Below are 16,416 nucleotides of genomic sequence, written 5' to 3'. Positions count from 1 at the left end.
ATTGTTGTTCATCATTTCCGGCAGATGTCAATAAACCGCTGTAGCCCGGCTGACAGGGTCTCGTTCTTGCGTGTACAGACAGCAATATGGTTGCTAAGCTGAATGCCCTCCACATGTACCCGGGATAACTGCTTCCACTCCACATAGTCCCGCACCGCCAGCGAGGAGATGAAGTTGGCGCCATAGCCCGCCATGACCGAACGGATCACCTCACCCAGTCCGCTGAACTGCAGGGTCACACGCGGCGGCTTCAGACCGTAGGTTGTACAAAGCGAGACCAGACGCTCCCGGGTGGAGCTGCCTTCCTCACGCATCACGAACGGCTCCTGCATCATCTCCGGCAGTGATACCGTACTATTGGCAAAAGGATGGGAGGGTGCCACTACAAACCACAGCTCATCCTCAAACAGCTCCAGCCAGTCGACATCCTCCGGCTTCTCCTTGGCTCCGCCCCCGTAAAAGGCGACATCTGCTTCATGACGCTGCAATTGTTCAAAGGCCTGCGCCGAGTTGGTGGTGGTAATCTCAATCTCCATCTCCGGGTGCCCCGCCTTGAACCGGGCGGCCCAGCCCGGGACCAGGAAATTCGCCGGAAGATAGGTGGCGGCAATACGCAGCTTCCCCTTCCGCCCCTGGCGGTAATCCTCTACGAACTCTTCTATCCGTTCTTCATAGGTGAAGAGATTGCCTGCCTGCTTCGCCAGTTCTGTCCCGAAGGGAGTCAGCGAGATGCCCCGGCCGCTGGGACTACACAGGGCTAGGCCCAAATCCTTCTCCAGCCTCTTGATTTGGCTGGTAACTGCAGGCTGGCTGATCCTCAGCCGGGCTGCTGCCTTGGTGACGCTTCCCGTCTCGGCCACATAATAAAAAAGCCGCAGTGCGTGAATGTTCATAATTACGCTCCTATTCATAGCTTTTATTCATAACTTATTATTATGAGTAAACCATTAACATATATTAGTGTTATGAATGATTTTACCTTATATTTAAAGCAGATCCAATACAACAATACAAAAACACAACTAACGGAGGGATTCACATGGAAGAACAGAACAAATGGAGCAACGTAGACACTTATTTCAATGACCGATTATTGACGAAAGATCCGGTCCTGGACGCTGTGCTGGATGCGAATGCAGGGGCCGGCTTACCGAATATTGATGTCGCTCCCAATCAGGGGAAGCTGCTGTATCTGCTGGCCAAGATGAAAGGGGTATCCAACATTCTGGAGATCGGCACTTTGGGCGGTTATAGCACCATCTGGCTGGCGCGGGCGTTGCCGGAGACGGGCAGACTGGTCTCACTGGAATTCGAGCACAAGCATGTTGTAGTAGCTGAGGATAACCTTAGAATGGCGGGGTTAGCAGACAAAATTGAAGTGCTGGAAGGTCCGGCTCTGGATTCGCTGGCGCTGCTGGAAGCCCGGGGCTGTGAGCCGTTTGACTTCATCTTCATTGATGCCGACAAGCCGAACAATCCGCATTACCTGAAGTGGGCGCTGAAGCTGGCGCGGCCGGGCGCGGTCATCGTAGCGGATAACGTGGTGCGTGACGGCGAGGTGATTGACCCGGGCAGTGCGGATGACCGGGTTCAAGGCATCCGGCAGTTCATGGAGCTGCTCTCCGCAGAGCCGCGTATAGACGCTACTGCACTGCAGACGGTAGGCAGCAAGGGTTATGACGGATTCGTGCTTGGAATTGTTACCGAATAACAAATAACCCGCAGGCAAGGATCATCAAGGCTATCCGGCTCTGCGGGTTATTTGGGGTTGCAGCTTCTTTTTCAAATATAGATATCCTTCTATTCCTTCGACAAGCCCTCAATCACCTTATCGATATTCCACTTAATCATCTTCAGGTAGGTGTCTCCGTCTTCGCCTTCCTTAGCCAGAGAATCTGTGAAAATCTTGGAGTGGACCGGCACCCCGGTCTCGCGGGAAATCGTCTCCATCGTCTTGGGATTGACACTCGTCTCCAGGAATAACGCCGGAATCTGCTTCTCCTTGATGATGCCGATGATCCGGTTCATCTGCTCTGGTGTTCCCTGGCTGTCGGTATTGATCTCCCAGATAAAGGCGGACTCGAAGCCATAGGCCCGGGAAAAGTATTTAAAGGCCCCTTCACTGGTCACCAGCACGCGCTTCTCCGGCGGGACCTTGCTCACAGCTTCCTTGGCATACTGATCCAGCTCCGTCAGCTCCTTCACGTACGCGGTCTGGTTATCCAAGTAATACTGCTTGTTGTCCGGGTCCCGTTCAATCACACGAGCGGTAATGACATCCACATACTTGACTGCGTTCTGTATATCCAGCCAGGCATGAGGGTCAACCTGGGTTTCCTTCCCCTTCTCGGTCAGGTACATCGGCGTGACCTCTTCGGAGACAGCAAACGCGGCCGCTTCCTTTTTGGTCACCTTGAGCAGATCCTGGAACCAGCCCTTGCCGGTCTCCAGATTCAATCCGTTATAGAAAATAAGGTCCGCACTCGAAACCTTGCCTGTATCTGCGGGCAGCGGATCATACATATGCGGGTCTGTTCCTATAGGCACCATACTGTAGACGTCCGCCTTATCTCCAGTGATATTCCGGGTCATGTCTGCAATGATTGAATACGTAGCTACAATCTGCAGCTTGCCGTCACCCGTTCCCCCCTTACTGGTGTTAGAGCATGCTGCGAGTAAGAGAAGGAGCAGGGATACGGTTATAATTTTGACGATATGAATCCGATTGGTACGTCTCATGCTTGCTTCAGTCCTTTCCGCAGAAAATTATTCTTGGGCGAAATAATGAATGAAATGCTGAACAGGGTGACGCCTACCAGCACGATTGTTGCACTTGTCGGCAGATTGTAGCGGAAGCTTACGTATACGCCGATGATCCCCGAGACTGCCCCTACTCCAGAGGCTAATACGATCATATGCAGCAAGGAATTAGACCACAGATACGAGGTGGCTGCCGGGATGACCAGCATGGCGATGACCAGCACAATCCCAACCTGGGACAGGGAGGAGACGGTCACTACGGAGAGCAGCATCATCAGCAGATAATGATACAAGCCGGTCTTCAGCCCGTACGCCTTCGCTACCACCGGATCGAATGAACTGATCAGCAGCTCCTTGTACAGCAGTGTAATAATGGCAAGCACCGCCAGCATGATGATGAAGGATTGCAGCAGCTCGGATTGCGGAACCGCCAGAATATTGCCAAACAGAATATGGGTGAGATCCAGCCCGCTGCGGGCAAATGTAATCAGGACGATACCGAGTGCAAAGAACGAGCTGAGAATGATGCCGATGGAGGTATCGCTCTTGATATTGCTGCGGCTGGTGATGAATTGAATGAGAATAGCGGCTAACAGGCCGAACAACGAAGCGCCCAGCAGCATGTTAATGCCCAGAATATAAGACAGGGCGACGCCCGGAAGCACCGCGTGAGATAACGCATCGCCCATCAGCGACATTTTGCGCAGAACGATGAAGCTGCCCAGCGCCCCCGAGACAATCCCGAGAATAATCGCAGATAACCCGGCGTTCAGGGCGTATACCGGAATATTCAGCAGACTGGATAAGGACTCAATCATGAGCGGCACCTCCTGCCCCCTGGATCATCACATTGCCCAAGGAAGTACCGTAAGCTCGGCGGATATTCTCTGTGGTGAAGGTATCCTGCACATCTCCAAAGGCGATCAGCTGCTTGTTGAGCAGAATGATCAGGTCGAAGTATTCTTCGACCTCATGCAGGTCATGATGCACCACCAGAATGGTCTTGCCTTCCTCACGGAGCTGCTTGAACAGGTTCACAATGATGCGCTCACTGACCATATCAATGCCGACAAACGGCTCATCCAGGAAAAACACACTGGCCTCCTGGGCCAGCGCCCGGGCGATAAACACCCGCTGTAGCTGCCCGCCGGACAAGTTACTGATTTGCTTATCCGCAAGGTCACCGATCTCCACCATCGCCATGCTGCGCTCCGCAATATTCCGCTCCTTCTTGCCTGGACGCCGGAACAGCTTCAGGTTCGGAAAGGTTCCGGTCAGCACCGTATCCTTAACAGTAATGGGAAACGTCAGGTCAATATCGTTCTTCTGCGGCACGTAGGCGATATTCCGTCTGTACAGGGCAATGTCCTTGCCCTCTGCCTTCACCGTTCCGCTTCTCTTCTTGATCACATCCAGCAGCGCCTTAATGAACGTAGACTTCCCCGCACCATTGGGCCCGATAATGCCGACCGAATGCCCGAAGGGGATATCGAGCGTCACTCCTTCCAGCGCTGAATTGCCGAAATAATCAACGTTCAAGCCTTTAATCTGAATCATGTCTGCACCCCGTCTCTTGTTTGGTCTATCTATATAAATTGAACTAATGATTTTTTGATTTGGGATTGGCCGTGACTCCAGAGAAGTTTTGGACTTCCGGCCGCTGTTGTCGTAAGAATTTCTTGATTCGAACCGCTGTACGCGGTGGAAATCCGGTGACTAGCTGATGCTTACGATGCGAGCTTTCCTGCGGAAAGCTTTCAGGCGGACGCTACCGCTCCTCCAGTTCCAAAATTCCCCTCCACCACTTTTCCCTTTACATATATTTTCAAGTTCAATCTATATAGCAATTTAATGAATCTATTGTGTATATTGTTTCTCATAAACACAATTGTTTCCCTAAGGAAACTTTTATTCTTATGGATAATATATTTGATCATAGGCAAATTGTCAACGGTAATTTAAATTTAAATTACAGTCGTGGCTACTCCTCCAACGTATATTCGTGTCCAAGGTCCCAGGCATGTCCGCAGGCAGGGCGTCTCATTCTTAGCCGCAAATAGGTGGAAAAACGTATCTTAATCAGCCCACTTCAGGCAAATATAAGGAAACAAGTGGAAATAGTACAACTAAAATAGTTTGTTTGGGCCTTCTGCGGCTGCATTCGCTGAAATTAAGTGTTGTTTATACAACTGTTGTCCGGGAAACGCTTATTCGTTCATCAGCAAGTGGAGGAAATCCACCTATTTTCTGAGGTAAACGCCTCTCTACTGCGCCGCAGCAGATTGTGTTCGGTTTTCCACATACATCTGACCTGCGCGTACTCGTACCACACACCGCAGCTCCGCATAAGCAAACTAACATCATATTTGCCGGGTACAATAAACAAAAAAGCCTAACCCGGCGGCCGCGAGCGCGGACAACCTGATTAGACTGGGACAAGTTTCTCTCTTCACCATTCATCCTTTTTTACCATTCATCCTGTTTACCATTTGTCATACTATCCATCACTCACACTATCATTACTAATCCGCTCACTATCCCCCGCTACTCCTCAAAAATCTCCTCCAGCACACGCCCGTCCCCCGGCCCGAAGTCCAGTCCCAGCATCCGGCCCATCGTCGGGGCGATGTCGACCATCTCCAGACCGCCGATGGAATAGCCCTGCTTGATCCCCGCGCCTGCGATGATGAGATTGCAGCGGTATCCGCTTGCATCCGGCGAGTAACCATGCGTAGCATAGCGTATGCCCGCCGCCTGTAGATCGGTGACCAGCGTGTCCGCCAGCGCCTCATCGAAGCTGTAGCCCCGCTGCGCTTCAAGCATAACTTTTGCCACCGGACTGGCGTGAAGCAGGTCCAGCTTCTCTCTTCCATACACGCTCTCAATTCCGGGGCCCCCGCCGCTCCTATATTCATCCACCGCCGCCAAGGCTAGCCGCAGCGCCTCCTCATCTCCGGGCCGCACATGCAGATAAGCTGAACCGCCGCCGCTCTGGAAGTAGGCCCGCCAGTGCATCACGCCGTCCTTATCATAGATCAGCCCCTTAGCCTGCAAAAGATTGTTCAAATGCAGCTTGTAGCGTACGTTGAACTGACCATGGTCGCCAAGCACCATTATCACCGTCTCCTCCCGGATTCCGGCATCCTCTACCGCCTGCATGATCTCCCCCAGCCGATTATCCATCCGCAGAATGACCTCGTCTACTTCCCCGCTGTCCGTGCCGTACAGATGCTTGGTGTCATCCAGGTCAATCAGATGCATCATGAGCAGGTTCGGTTTATGGCGCTTAATTGTATCGGCGGCGCACCTCGTGGTGAAGTTATCGAGCTGCGGCTGCGCGATGCCCTGCCTGATCCGTCCGTATTTCAGCTCCAGCCGGGCGCAGTAAAGGGGACTGCCGCTTCGCAGTACCTTGAGCGCCTGATTCTCCCCTTTTAGCGCACGGATCTCCGGGATATTATACTGAATCGAGGACTTGCCGCTTACCGGCCAGAGCAGTCCCGCTGTACTCAGCCCCGCCTTACGCGCCGCATCATAGATGGTTGGCACCTGAACAGCCTCGCGGAACCAGAACCAGCGCTGCTCCTCCTCCGGCACGAACGGCTGCAGCGGATTATTGTGATAGACACCGTGTTTATCCGGATAGACGCCGGTAGCAATGGTCGTATGTACCACGTAAGTGAGCGTGGGATAGACACTTCTGAGACGGTTGCTGTAGGCACCGCTGGTGATCAGCTTCGACAGATTGGGCAGGCGGCTGGCCATCTCCCAGTGATCTTCAGAGAAGGCATCATAGGAGATAACGATCAGATGCTTGGCTGCCGAGGGTGGTTGCGGTTGCAGTCCGGTGGATTCCATACTATGTCCCCTTTGGCAATGTAATGAAGATGAAGAAGCCGATCAGAAAGAGCGGGATAATCGACAAAATACTATAGCGGGCATCCCCCGCCAAGGTAGTGGTCAGAGACATTAAGGCAGGGCCGAGAATCGCCGCGAACTTGCCGAAAATATTATAGAACCCGAAGAATTCATTGGAATTCTCCTTCGGGATGATTTTAGCAAAATAGGACCGGCTGAGCGCCTGAATACCACCCTGTGCCGAGCCGATCAGCGCACCCAGCAGGAAGATATGCCATACCGAAGTAATGAAAAACGCTGCGATACAAGAGATAACGTAGGTGAAGATTCCAGCAATAATCAGATTCCGAGTGGAGTAGCTTTTGGCCAGATTGCCATAGAGAATCGCGCAGGGAAAGGCAATAATCTGGATGATCAGCAGAATTCCCAGCAGCGTGAAGGTGTCCAGGGCATCTGTGCCGAGGACGGAGGTGGCGTAGGGCACAACCATCTTGATAATCGTATCTACTCCGTCAATATAGAAGAAGTAAGCAAGCAGGAACACAAAGACCATCCGGTGCTGGCGGATATTCCTGAAGGTGTCAGCGATACGCTGAAAACTCCGGACCACAGGCTTAGGCTCAGGCTCGATATAATATCTCTGCTTCACATCCCGGATCATCGGCACCGTCAGCAGTCCCCACCAGAGCGCCGTAATGATGAACCCGATCTGGTAGCCGATGGCCTTGTCCATTCCCAGCAGGAAGATCAGCAGCAGACTGATGCCGAACGGAATACAACTGAAGATGTAGCCGTAGGCGAACCCCCGGGTAGACACCTTGTCCATCCGTTCATCCTCCGTAATATCCACCAGGAAGGAATCGTAGAAGATGTTGGACCCGGCGAAGCCGACCGCTGACAGAATGTAAAAGGCGACGAGCCGCTGCCATTGACCGCTGTCCGGGGACACGAAGGCCAGGGAGGCAGTGGCAAGGATACCGAGCGCAGCAAAAAAAATAAAAAACCGCTTCTTCCGGTCCTTATAATCGGCAATCGTGCCCAGAATCGGGCTGAGGACCGCCACCAAAATACTGGCGATCGAGTTGAAGTACCCCAGGTCCATGCTGCTGCCCACATTCTCGAACATCCCGAAGATAATCGGCAGCAGCGCTGTAGTCACTGCCATGGAATAGGCGGAATTCCCACAGTCGTACAGAATCCACGATCTCTCCTCTTTGCTTAGCTTCATCTCATCTTCTCCTCTTATAACCGATTGTTTCAGTTATATCACGCGAACATATGAAGCATGTTAATGGGGTGTAAAATCACGGGCAGTGCTGCTATTACGATTATGTCCATCATACCATAGGCCATCTTCCCAGGTGATGACTATATCTGAATCGGTAAAGTAAGGTTTGATTAGCTAGCTGCCCGTAAAAATCCACCCTGTTGTGGTCACACCATGAACTCTTCCGCAGCTGACAGCAGCTCCGCTCCGAATTGGCGCTGAACCCAGGTATCCGAGTAGACCGTATCGAGATACCGTTCTCCCTTATCATGCAGGATGGCGGTACAGACTGCGCCGGGAGGAATCTCCTCCTTAAGTTGCCGGATAGCAGCAAGCACTGCCCCGGAGGAGGCTCCGGCCAGAATGGATTCCCTGCGGGCCAGCGCCCGGCAGCCCTTCACCATATCGGCGTCGGTCACATGCACAATCCGGTCGATCAGGTCCAGTCTGCGCAGCGGGGGCACAATACCGGCACCCAGTCCAGGGAAGAGCCGCTTCTTCGGATGGCCGCCAAAAATAACACTACCCTCAGCATCCACCGCCACAATCCGGGTCCGCAGTCCCTTGTCCTTCACGTATTCTGCCAGCCCGTTTATCGTTCCGCAGGTACTGACACTACAGAACAGATAATCGACCTGCCCCAGCTCCGTCACGATCTCCGGCATGGTCGTATCATAATGGGACAGATAGTTATTGGGACTAGCGTACTGATTCGGCCAATAGCTGCCCGGTATCTCCGCGAGCAGCTGCTGCACACGCTTCAGCCGGGCCGGCAGGAATTCCCCGGTTTCAGGATCGGGGCGGTCAATGAAATCAATGTCCGCACCCAGCGCCTTCAGCATCTGAAGATTCATCCCGGTGGTTCGGGCGTCCACTACGCTGATGAAGGTCATCCCGAGCTGCTTGCATATCATGGCCAGGCTGATCGCCATATTCCCGGAGCTGGATTCTACAACAACGGTCCCCGGTCCGATAAGACCTTCCTTCCAGGCTTCCCGGATCATCCGCAAGGCTGGGCGGTCCTTAGCGCTTCCTCCCGGGTTCATCAGCTCCATCTTAGCGTATACGCTGAACCTGCTGGCGTGAAACAGATGCTCCAGCTTGAGCAGTGGTGTATGTCCGATAGCCGATAATATCCCGTTGTTAAGCCGGGGCTCCGCCCTTCCCTGCATTTGCTCCTTCTCCTTCTTCTTCTCCTTCTCATAATACAGCTTCTTGTTCTTCACCTGCCCGCCCGCAAGCTCCCCGTCCTCTGCCGTCAGAATGACCTCAATATCGTCAAGCAGGTGATTTGCGATCATCAGACCAATCTCCGGGATGCATGCCCTGATCTCTTCCCTGATGACCGGAACGCAGGAGGGAGCCGCTGACCTGCTCTGGATATACACAGATAATGCATTATGGCTGACCCCGACCCGGACCCTGGCCTGCTGAAGATGACGGTAGACGACCTGTTCAATATCGTAGATGCTGATTTTCTCCCCGTGCTTCAGTTCACGCCCCACTCTTTTGACGATAGACTGGAAGCTCTGCCGCTCCGCGCCCTCTATCTGCACGGTCCTGAAATCCCTCACGACATCATAGGTGACAAACCGGAGGGCAGGCAGCAGCTTACGCACGGTTGAGGTAAGCACGAGAATGCCTTCGCCGACGCCCAGCGGGCCGAGTCCTTCCCCTATGATCTCCGTTCCCACAGCTTCGGCGACGATGCCTTCAGCCAGCAGATACCGGCCCAGCTCATGCGAATAATAAGCAATTGTGCCGATTTCAATGGACCCGTACGTATCGGTAATATCCTGCGGTCTCAGGCCGAACAGGCGGGCCATATTCTGCTGCCACTCCCGGGTGGCGATCTCGCCGACCAGAATGATTTTGCGGATTCCAAACGTCCGGGGGTCCTCCGCAGCATATACGATATGATCCAAAATCGAAGGCATGGTGTACAGCAGGTCGGGCCTGAAAGTCTGAATACGCTCAATATGCTGTTCTACCGGCAACTCGAAGGGAATGGAGCTGTTCACCAGTCCCAGCCGTGCAAAAATAGCCAGCGCCGTATCCGCAGCATGTCCGGTCCCCATATCCGCCAGCGCCCTGGCACATCCGCTTCCCTGAAGCAATTCCCCGAACAGCCTGGTTTTGATATCGATATAATGCTGCTCATCCTCTTCCGAATAGACGATTGATTTGCGCCGTCCTGTACTGGTGCCCGAGGTCCGGTAGACGGCAAGAGAGGCATCGGGTTCATTATTATAATAATGAGTGTCCAGCAGCTCCGAAGTCATCAGGGGAAGATGCTCCAGACTATAATTCACGTGCTCATTGCCAATGAGATCCTCGTACCAGGGGAAGTACCTGATTACTTCGTTTACCTTATCCCGCCACTGCTCCGCCATTCCTTTCGACGCCTCCCGCACCGGTTGCCTGAACGCAGCCCCCGGATGAATACCTTCAATAATCTATGTATTCATCTGCCTGTGTGTTCGGCCCCGGGGCATCCGCCCAAGCCAAATCCGGCTCTGTACCGTACTATAGCCTATTAGAGTCCATAGAACGGGGGAGCAGCATGAAGGAGCAAATCAGCCGCATATCCAATAAATTAACGAAGACAACGGTACTGGCGAAGAAGGCTGAATTAAAGCGGCATATCCCGGAGACCCGAAAATTAAGCCGGAGAGTACTCCAGGCCATGCTGCAAAACCATCAAATGGTCTATATTAAGCCCTGCTGCGGTTCGTTAGGCGAAGGGGTCATACGGGTTGAACAGCGGATGCTGCGGAGCGGTAGCCGCACTGGCGGAAGCGAAGCTGATTCGGGGACCACGTGGTCATACCGCTATCAGGCAGGGACAAGGATACACACATTCAGTAATTACAGCGAGGCATATCAAGCCCTCCTGGCGGAGACCGGGGGCCGGTCCTATCTGGTGCAAAAGGGCATCCGGCTGCTGACTTACGGCGGACGGCCGTTTGATATCCGCGTGATGGTACAGCGTAATCCTCAGGGGAAGTGGGAGGCTACAGGAGCGGCGGGACGCGTGGCTCATCCGCAAAAGGTGGTTACGAATGGCAGCCAGGGCGGAACTATCTATCCGGTGGAGACGCTGCTGAAGGCTTACACCCGTTCCGGGAAGCGCAGCGATCTGCTTGCCGAAATGAACAGACTTGGCGTGAATTGCGCCATCCAGTTAAGCTCTGCCTATCCCGGACTTAAGGAAATCGGCCTGGATTTGGCCTTGGACCGGAGGCTGACTCCCTGGATTCTGGAAGTGAACACCGCCCCCGATCCTTGCCCGTTCACCAAGCTGAAGGATACCTGGATGCTGGAGAGGATCGTCAGATACGGCAAGGCCTACGGGCGTACCTACAAGCTCAAGTGCATGAAGGCCAAGAGGGGCGTGTAGGTACAGCATGCCCCATCCTTGCGCCCGGTCTCCGGCCGCACGCAAGCTTCAGTGATTGTCACGGTAAGCTCCCGGGGTGCTGCCGGTGTATTTTTTGAACACCTTGTTGAAGTAATGCTTGTTCTCATACCCGACCCGGCGTCCGATCTCGACTACCGGCAGATCCCGGTGGAGGCTTAGCAGCTTCTGTGCTTCCTTGATCCGGGTAGTATTCAGGTAATTGACGAACGTATCGCCGGTGACCTTCTTGAACAGGCTGCTGATGTAATTCGGATGAAGATTCATCAGCTCGGCCAGATGATCCAGCGACAGGTCATTCATATAATTCAGCCGGGTATAGGCAAGAATCCGCTTGGCATGGGGCGGACAGTCCGTACTGTTCATAGAGGGAAGATTCCGGTTCACCCGACTTAGCAGCCGGGCTACCTCCTCCTTATCCACCGGCTTCAGCAGATAATCCACAACCCCGTAGCGGAGCGCCCGGCGGGCATATTCGAAATCATCATGTCCGGTAAGAATAATGAAGCGCTCACATAAACCGTTCTCCTTCGCCTCCTCCATCATCTCGAACCCGTTCTTCTCCGGCATATGCAGGTCCGTTACCGTCACATCCGGCATATATTCCTTCATGATCTGAAGCGCCTCGAAGGCGTCGCCGGCCTCGCGGATCTCCGCTCCGGCCGGCGCGGCTCCGCCAATCACCTTCACCAGCCCTCCAAGGATAATCGGCTCATCGTCTACGATCAGTATTCTCATGCTTGCTCTGCCGCCCCTTTCGATAGGATGATGGTCAGGCAGGTCCCCTTGCCCTCCTCACTCTCAAGAACCAGCCGTGAGGTCCCGCCATAAAATGATTTAATCCGCTCGCTGACATTATACAGGCCTACGCCTCCCTCCGCCTCTTCCTGAGTGTTCATCTCTTCCCCGCGGGATAACCGGGCGCGAATAAGCCGCACCTGTTCCTCAGGAATACCAATACCGCTGTCGGATACGCTGATTCGGATCTCGCCCTCCGTCTCCTTTGCCTGAATCAGAATATGGACCGGCCGCAGCGTCACGGCAGCTCCGTGAATAATACTATTCTCGACCAGCGGCTGAAGGATGAATCTTGGACAGATCAGGGTCTCGGCAGCCACAGCGACATCGACCTCATAGGTGAGTCTTTTTTGCAGCCGCATTTTGTGAATATTAAGGTAGAAGACCACCGTATCAAGCTCTTGGGAGAGAACAGTATGATCGTCCTGGGCGGACAGGCTGTAGCGCATCAGCTTACCGAACCAGTAAGAGATCTCCGCCACTTCCTTGTCATTGTTCGATTCGGCCAGCATGCGGATGGTCTCCAGCGTATTATAGAGAAAATGCGGCTTGATCTGGGCCTGGAGCACCTTGTAAGCGGCTTCCTTATTGCGCAGCTCGGCCCGGTGGACATTGTTAATCAGCTCATCCATGCGCAGGAGCATTGAATTATAGGTCTCGGTCAGGAAGCTGATCTCATCCCTGCGGCCCGGCTTATCCTCCTTGCTGACCGACTGCTTCAGGTTGTCGTCGTTCAGATTGCGCATATGCCTGGCGAGCCGGAGAACGCGCTTCGTAATCGTTGAAGCAAGGGTGTAATAAGCGAACGACAATAACGCAAGCAGCACCGCGAATGTCGTAATCATCACCAGCTCCTGGCTCCGGATCGAACGGAACACCTCGGATACCTTGCCGATGACGGCGACACGTACCCCCAGCTCCTTCATATATAATTGATTAACAATGACCTCCCGGTTGATAAAATAGGTCTGTGCTTCTCCCGAGGCCAGTCTTCTCCAGGTGGCATCGTCCACCGCTGCGGGAATGCCTTCCCGCTCCAGCGGTTTGCCCTCCGGCGGCAGAAGCAGCGCGGTCCAATCCCCTCCGCCTGTCGCCCGGTAGAACTTACGGATCAGCTCACTGCTGACCCGCAGCTCCAGCAGTCCCACAATTTCGGTAAAGTCATTATTATATATATTCTGATAGAACACCAGCGGGGGCGCTTCCACCTCAGGATCGGGAATGATCCACTTCCCCTGTCCCGGCAGCAACAGGCGGGCAGCTCCTGCCCCCTGTGCATCCAGTGACGACAGTTCAAGCAGCCGGTCTGTGATAGGCAGCACGCCTTGCTTGGTCAGATAGATTCTGAACGACTCAATCTCAGGACTGATATTCAGTGATTGTATAATGAGCGGATTGATGTAACGGTTGTAGGCATATACACTCTCTGCGTCAGACTCGTAGCTGCCGTCCAGATAATCGGTAACATACGGATTGTATTGCAGCATCCGCTGCGTGGAATCAATCCGGGCCAGGTCTGCCTTCATATTGGCATAAGCCTGCTCCAGAATCTTCTGACGGCTCTCCACAAACTGGCCGCTTACAGAGTCATAGATCTTACTATAATAATAGTAGCCAAACGTAACTACAGGAATAAAAATCAGAAGGATATACCCTGCTATCATTTTGCGTACAATGCTCACGGCAGTCTGTCCCTCCGGTGCCCGACTTTTGTTGCTCTAATCCTACCATGAACATGTAAAACCCGGTAGAGACTGATCTCTACCGGCAGGAATTTGCTTATTTGAACAATTCTTTCTTCTTCTGATAGGTCTCATTCGCCCAGTCGGTCAGCTTCTGCAAGCCAATGTTCTCTGCGTTCTTCAGCATATTCTCATAGGCTGCTACTGCGGCTTCCTCCGATTCCGCCAGATAGATTTTGACCTTCTCATTCTTGACCATCTCATCGATCTTGGTCTTAATGGTCTTCTCCTGTGAATCCGGCTGGGTCTGGATCAGGCCGATCTCCGGCTTGTAGATACGGACCGACTTCAGATCCATCAGCGCCTGGGTCTTCTGCAGATCAGGTACGTAGGACAGCATTCCCTCTGTGACCCCATCATTATAGAGATACCACCATTTAATCCCGTTAGTGTTCACGAAGTCGGCATCGGACGGATTGTATTTGAAATCAGGGTGGCCCTCTTCATTCCAGGTCCAGTGCTCCCCTTCGACGCCGAACATCGTCAGCTTCTTGCCTTCATCGCTCGCCAGATACTGAATGAACTTGATCGAGGTCTCGGGGTCCTTGTTCTTCTTGGTGATGAAGGTTCCGGCGAAGCCAAGCCCGGAGCTGACTACCTTGGCATCCTTCGACAGCACGCTTGGCAGCATTTTGAAGGTGTAGTTGCCTTGATTGTTCTTGATCTTGATGTTATCGGAATCCGCAGTGGTTACAGTATAGCTGTGGGCAAAAGCCTTGCCGTTCGTGGCATATTGATCATCGATCTGGTCATTGGCCAGAGCGAAATTCTCAGCCAGGATATAGCCATTGCGGTACAGGCTGTTCATGAATTTGAAGAAATCGAGCATCTTCGGCTGCTTGATCGCATATTCCACTTTGCCGTCCTGCTCATACCAGCCGTCCAGCAGCGTCTCTGTGCCGAACTGGGCCAGGAAATACTGCTCGATCCAGTCTTTATCCATGATCAGCGGAACCATATCAGGGTATTTCTCCTTGACCATCCCCAGCACCTTGACGAAATCGTCCAGGGTCTTAATCGGCGGATTGCCCAATTCCTTCAGAATATCCTCGCGGACCGCGATGCCCGGGTTGCCGTCGCTGCCCAGAGAATATTTGCTGTTCTTCATCTCCTCCTCGGTAGCGAAGGAGTTGCGTACGGTGTAGAATTTGCCGTCATCCATCGTATGGATGGCAATCCGTGTCTTGTCGATTTTGAAATCCGGCGCATACTTCTCGATCAGCTCATTCCAGGAATAGGAGAGCTTCGAGTCGGATAAGCGGTCAATATTGGAGTAGGTGAACACCAGATCAGGCAGATCGCCCGAGGCAATCATCAGCGGGAGCTGCTTGTCATCGGTGGCTACCGTGACCTTCAGCTTCACGCCTGTTTTCTCTGTGATTTTGTCGGCAACCGGTCCCTTCCATTCCGTTACGGGATACCAAGGCGCATCGATGAAGAGGCTTAGCTCCTTCACCTGTCCGGGCTGGGCGGTTGCATTCCCGCCTGCGGCGGCGTCCGGGCTGCCGGACGGGGCGGGCTTATCGGTATTTCCCCCGTTACCGCCGCAAGCGGATAACACTACGGCCATTGAGAGTGCGGCTGCCACGATCTTGAAGCTTCTGCTTTTGTTCAAGCGAATCCCTCCATGATTGAAATAATGAGCTGTATGAGCGATGGAACATTTGAACACTGAGGTACTGTCCTAGCCTTTTACCGAACCCAGCATGATTCCATGTACGAAATACTTCTGCAAGAACGGGTACACACAGATAATCGGCACAATCGACACGACCATTGAGGTCACCTGTAAGGAAAAGCTGGTCACCCCCGCCGAGGCGCTGTTCGCCACCGCAATGGAATCCATCGGGGAGTTACTCTTGTTGATGACCTCCATCATGCGGAAGGCCAGCGTGCGCAGCTCCTCGGACTGGACGAAATAGGCTGAATCCAGCCAGGAGTTCCATTGCCCGACCCCCATGAACAAGGCCATTGTCGCCAGTACCGGCGTCGAGACCGGCAGGATAATCCGGAAGAATATCGTAAGCTCCCCGGCCCCGTCCATATGCGCTGACTCTTTTAGCTCACCGGGAATTTCACGGAAGAATGAGATCGCAATGAGCAGGAAGAACGTGCTGAGCATGGACGGGACAATGTAGACGGCGAACGAATTGAGAAGGCCCAGTGAACGCAGCACCACATAATAAGGAATCAGTCCGCCGGAGAAGTACATAGCGAATACAATCACTGTGAAATAGACCTTGCTGAACAACAGATCCCGGTGTGATAAGCCGTAGGCGACAATGCTGGTCAGCAGCAGTCCGAGCAAGGTACCGGAGACGGTCCGCAGTACGCTCACCAGGAAGGCCCGCACCCATTTGGGATCATCCATGAACATCCTGTAATTCTCAAGGGTGAAGTTCCGGGGCCACAGGTACACCCCGCCAAGCAACGAATCTGAGCCTTTATTAAATGATGCTATTAACACATAATAGAACGGGTACAGCATAGTAAGCATGATAATGAACAAGGCTGCATAAATCACGCTGTCAAACACTAAATCCTTCTGTCTCTGGCTCTTGAGCATAGCCTTC

At 53.3% G+C, this 16,416-nt stretch carries 13 protein-coding genes; 2 read left to right on the top strand and 11 right to left on the bottom strand.

Annotation, left to right across the window (positions count from 1 at the left end; genetic code table 11):
- Positions 1-11: 11 nt before the first annotated feature.
- Positions 12-893, bottom strand: a complete 882-nt coding sequence (locus MKX63_RS24750) for a LysR family transcriptional regulator (RefSeq protein WP_341020832.1) — start codon at positions 891-893, stop codon at positions 12-14.
- A gap of 146 nt (positions 894-1,039) precedes the next feature.
- On the opposite strand from MKX63_RS24750, the gene MKX63_RS24745 reads away from it, so the two are divergent.
- Positions 1,040-1,711 carry an O-methyltransferase gene (locus tag MKX63_RS24745; RefSeq protein WP_341020831.1) on the top strand — a complete coding sequence of 224 codons (672 nt, stop codon included), beginning with the start codon at positions 1,040-1,042 and terminating at the stop codon, positions 1,709-1,711.
- Positions 1,712-1,800: 89 nt separating this feature from the next.
- Here MKX63_RS24745 and MKX63_RS24740 read toward each other — a convergent pair whose 3' ends face one another.
- From MKX63_RS24740 to sbnA, 6 genes are all read right to left on the bottom strand, one after another.
- Positions 1,801-2,715 (bottom strand): metal ABC transporter substrate-binding protein, encoded by a 915-nt coding sequence (locus MKX63_RS24740; protein ID WP_341023260.1) that lies wholly within the window; start codon positions 2,713-2,715, stop codon positions 1,801-1,803.
- Between the two features lie 20 nt (positions 2,716-2,735).
- Positions 2,736-3,578, bottom strand: a complete 843-nt coding sequence (locus MKX63_RS24735) for a metal ABC transporter permease (RefSeq protein WP_341020829.1) — start codon at positions 3,576-3,578, stop codon at positions 2,736-2,738.
- A complete protein-coding gene (locus MKX63_RS24730; RefSeq protein ID WP_341023258.1) occupies positions 3,571-4,314 on the bottom strand; it encodes a metal ABC transporter ATP-binding protein in 744 nt (247 codons plus the stop codon). The genes MKX63_RS24735 and MKX63_RS24730 overlap by 8 nt, the downstream gene beginning before the upstream one ends.
- Before the next feature lie 990 nt (positions 4,315-5,304).
- Complete coding sequence (locus MKX63_RS24725) at positions 5,305-6,618, bottom strand: alkaline phosphatase family protein (protein ID WP_341020827.1); 1,314 nt, start codon at positions 6,616-6,618, stop codon at positions 5,305-5,307.
- A gap of 1 nt (position 6,619) precedes the next feature.
- Positions 6,620-7,846, bottom strand: coding sequence for an MFS transporter (locus tag MKX63_RS24720; protein ID WP_341020825.1), 1,227 nt, complete (start codon positions 7,844-7,846; stop codon positions 6,620-6,622).
- 206 nt (positions 7,847-8,052) lie between these two features.
- Complete coding sequence (sbnA, locus tag MKX63_RS24715; RefSeq protein WP_341020821.1) at positions 8,053-10,278, bottom strand: 2,3-diaminopropionate biosynthesis protein SbnA; 2,226 nt, start codon at positions 10,276-10,278, stop codon at positions 8,053-8,055.
- 170 nt (positions 10,279-10,448) lie between these two features.
- On the opposite strand from sbnA, the gene MKX63_RS24710 reads away from it, so the two are divergent.
- Positions 10,449-11,285 carry a YheC/YheD family protein gene (locus MKX63_RS24710; protein WP_341020818.1) on the top strand — a complete coding sequence of 279 codons (837 nt, stop codon included), beginning with the start codon at positions 10,449-10,451 and terminating at the stop codon, positions 11,283-11,285.
- 48 nt (positions 11,286-11,333) lie between these two features.
- Here the strand turns inward: MKX63_RS24710 and MKX63_RS24705 are convergent, their stop codons facing one another.
- The 4 genes from MKX63_RS24705 to MKX63_RS24690 form a co-directional block, all read right to left on the bottom strand.
- Positions 11,334-12,041, bottom strand: a complete 708-nt coding sequence (locus MKX63_RS24705; RefSeq protein ID WP_341020814.1) for a response regulator transcription factor — start codon at positions 12,039-12,041, stop codon at positions 11,334-11,336.
- Positions 12,038-13,783, bottom strand: coding sequence for a sensor histidine kinase (locus MKX63_RS24700; protein WP_341020812.1), 1,746 nt, complete (start codon positions 13,781-13,783; stop codon positions 12,038-12,040). The genes MKX63_RS24705 and MKX63_RS24700 overlap by 4 nt, the downstream gene beginning before the upstream one ends.
- Before the next feature lie 97 nt (positions 13,784-13,880).
- Complete coding sequence (locus MKX63_RS24695; protein ID WP_341020809.1) at positions 13,881-15,458, bottom strand: ABC transporter substrate-binding protein; 1,578 nt, start codon at positions 15,456-15,458, stop codon at positions 13,881-13,883.
- Positions 15,459-15,527: 69 nt separating this feature from the next.
- Entirely contained in the window at positions 15,528-16,409 is an 882-nt protein-coding gene (locus MKX63_RS24690) for a carbohydrate ABC transporter permease (protein WP_341020807.1), read from the bottom strand.
- Positions 16,410-16,416: the final 7 nt, after the last annotated feature.

The sequence above is a fragment of the Paenibacillus sp. FSL R7-0179 genome (assembly GCF_038002265.1).
Taxonomy (GTDB): Bacteria; Bacillota; Bacilli; order Paenibacillales; family Paenibacillaceae; genus Paenibacillus_AQ.
The sequence above is the reverse complement of the archived record's forward strand: the minus strand, read 5'-3'. Positions and strand labels throughout refer to the sequence as shown.

Coding starts and splice junctions, on each gene's coding strand:
- MKX63_RS24750 (WP_341020832.1), bottom strand. CDS start 893: ATGAACATTCACGCACTGCGGCTTTTTTATTATGTGGCCGAGACGGGA.
- MKX63_RS24745 (WP_341020831.1), top strand. CDS start 1,040: ATGGAAGAACAGAACAAATGGAGCAACGTAGACACTTATTTCAATGAC.
- MKX63_RS24735 (WP_341020829.1), bottom strand. CDS start 3,578: ATGATTGAGTCCTTATCCAGTCTGCTGAATATTCCGGTATACGCCCTG.
- MKX63_RS24725 (WP_341020827.1), bottom strand. CDS start 6,618: ATGGAATCCACCGGACTGCAACCGCAACCACCCTCGGCAGCCAAGCAT.
- MKX63_RS24720 (WP_341020825.1), bottom strand. CDS start 7,846: ATGAAGCTAAGCAAAGAGGAGAGATCGTGGATTCTGTACGACTGTGGG.
- sbnA (WP_341020821.1), bottom strand. CDS start 10,278: ATGGCGGAGCAGTGGCGGGATAAGGTAAACGAAGTAATCAGGTACTTC.
- MKX63_RS24710 (WP_341020818.1), top strand. CDS start 10,449: ATGAAGGAGCAAATCAGCCGCATATCCAATAAATTAACGAAGACAACG.
- MKX63_RS24705 (WP_341020814.1), bottom strand. CDS start 12,041: ATGAGAATACTGATCGTAGACGATGAGCCGATTATCCTTGGAGGGCTG.
- MKX63_RS24690 (WP_341020807.1), bottom strand. CDS start 16,409: ATGCTCAAGAGCCAGAGACAGAAGGATTTAGTGTTTGACAGCGTGATT.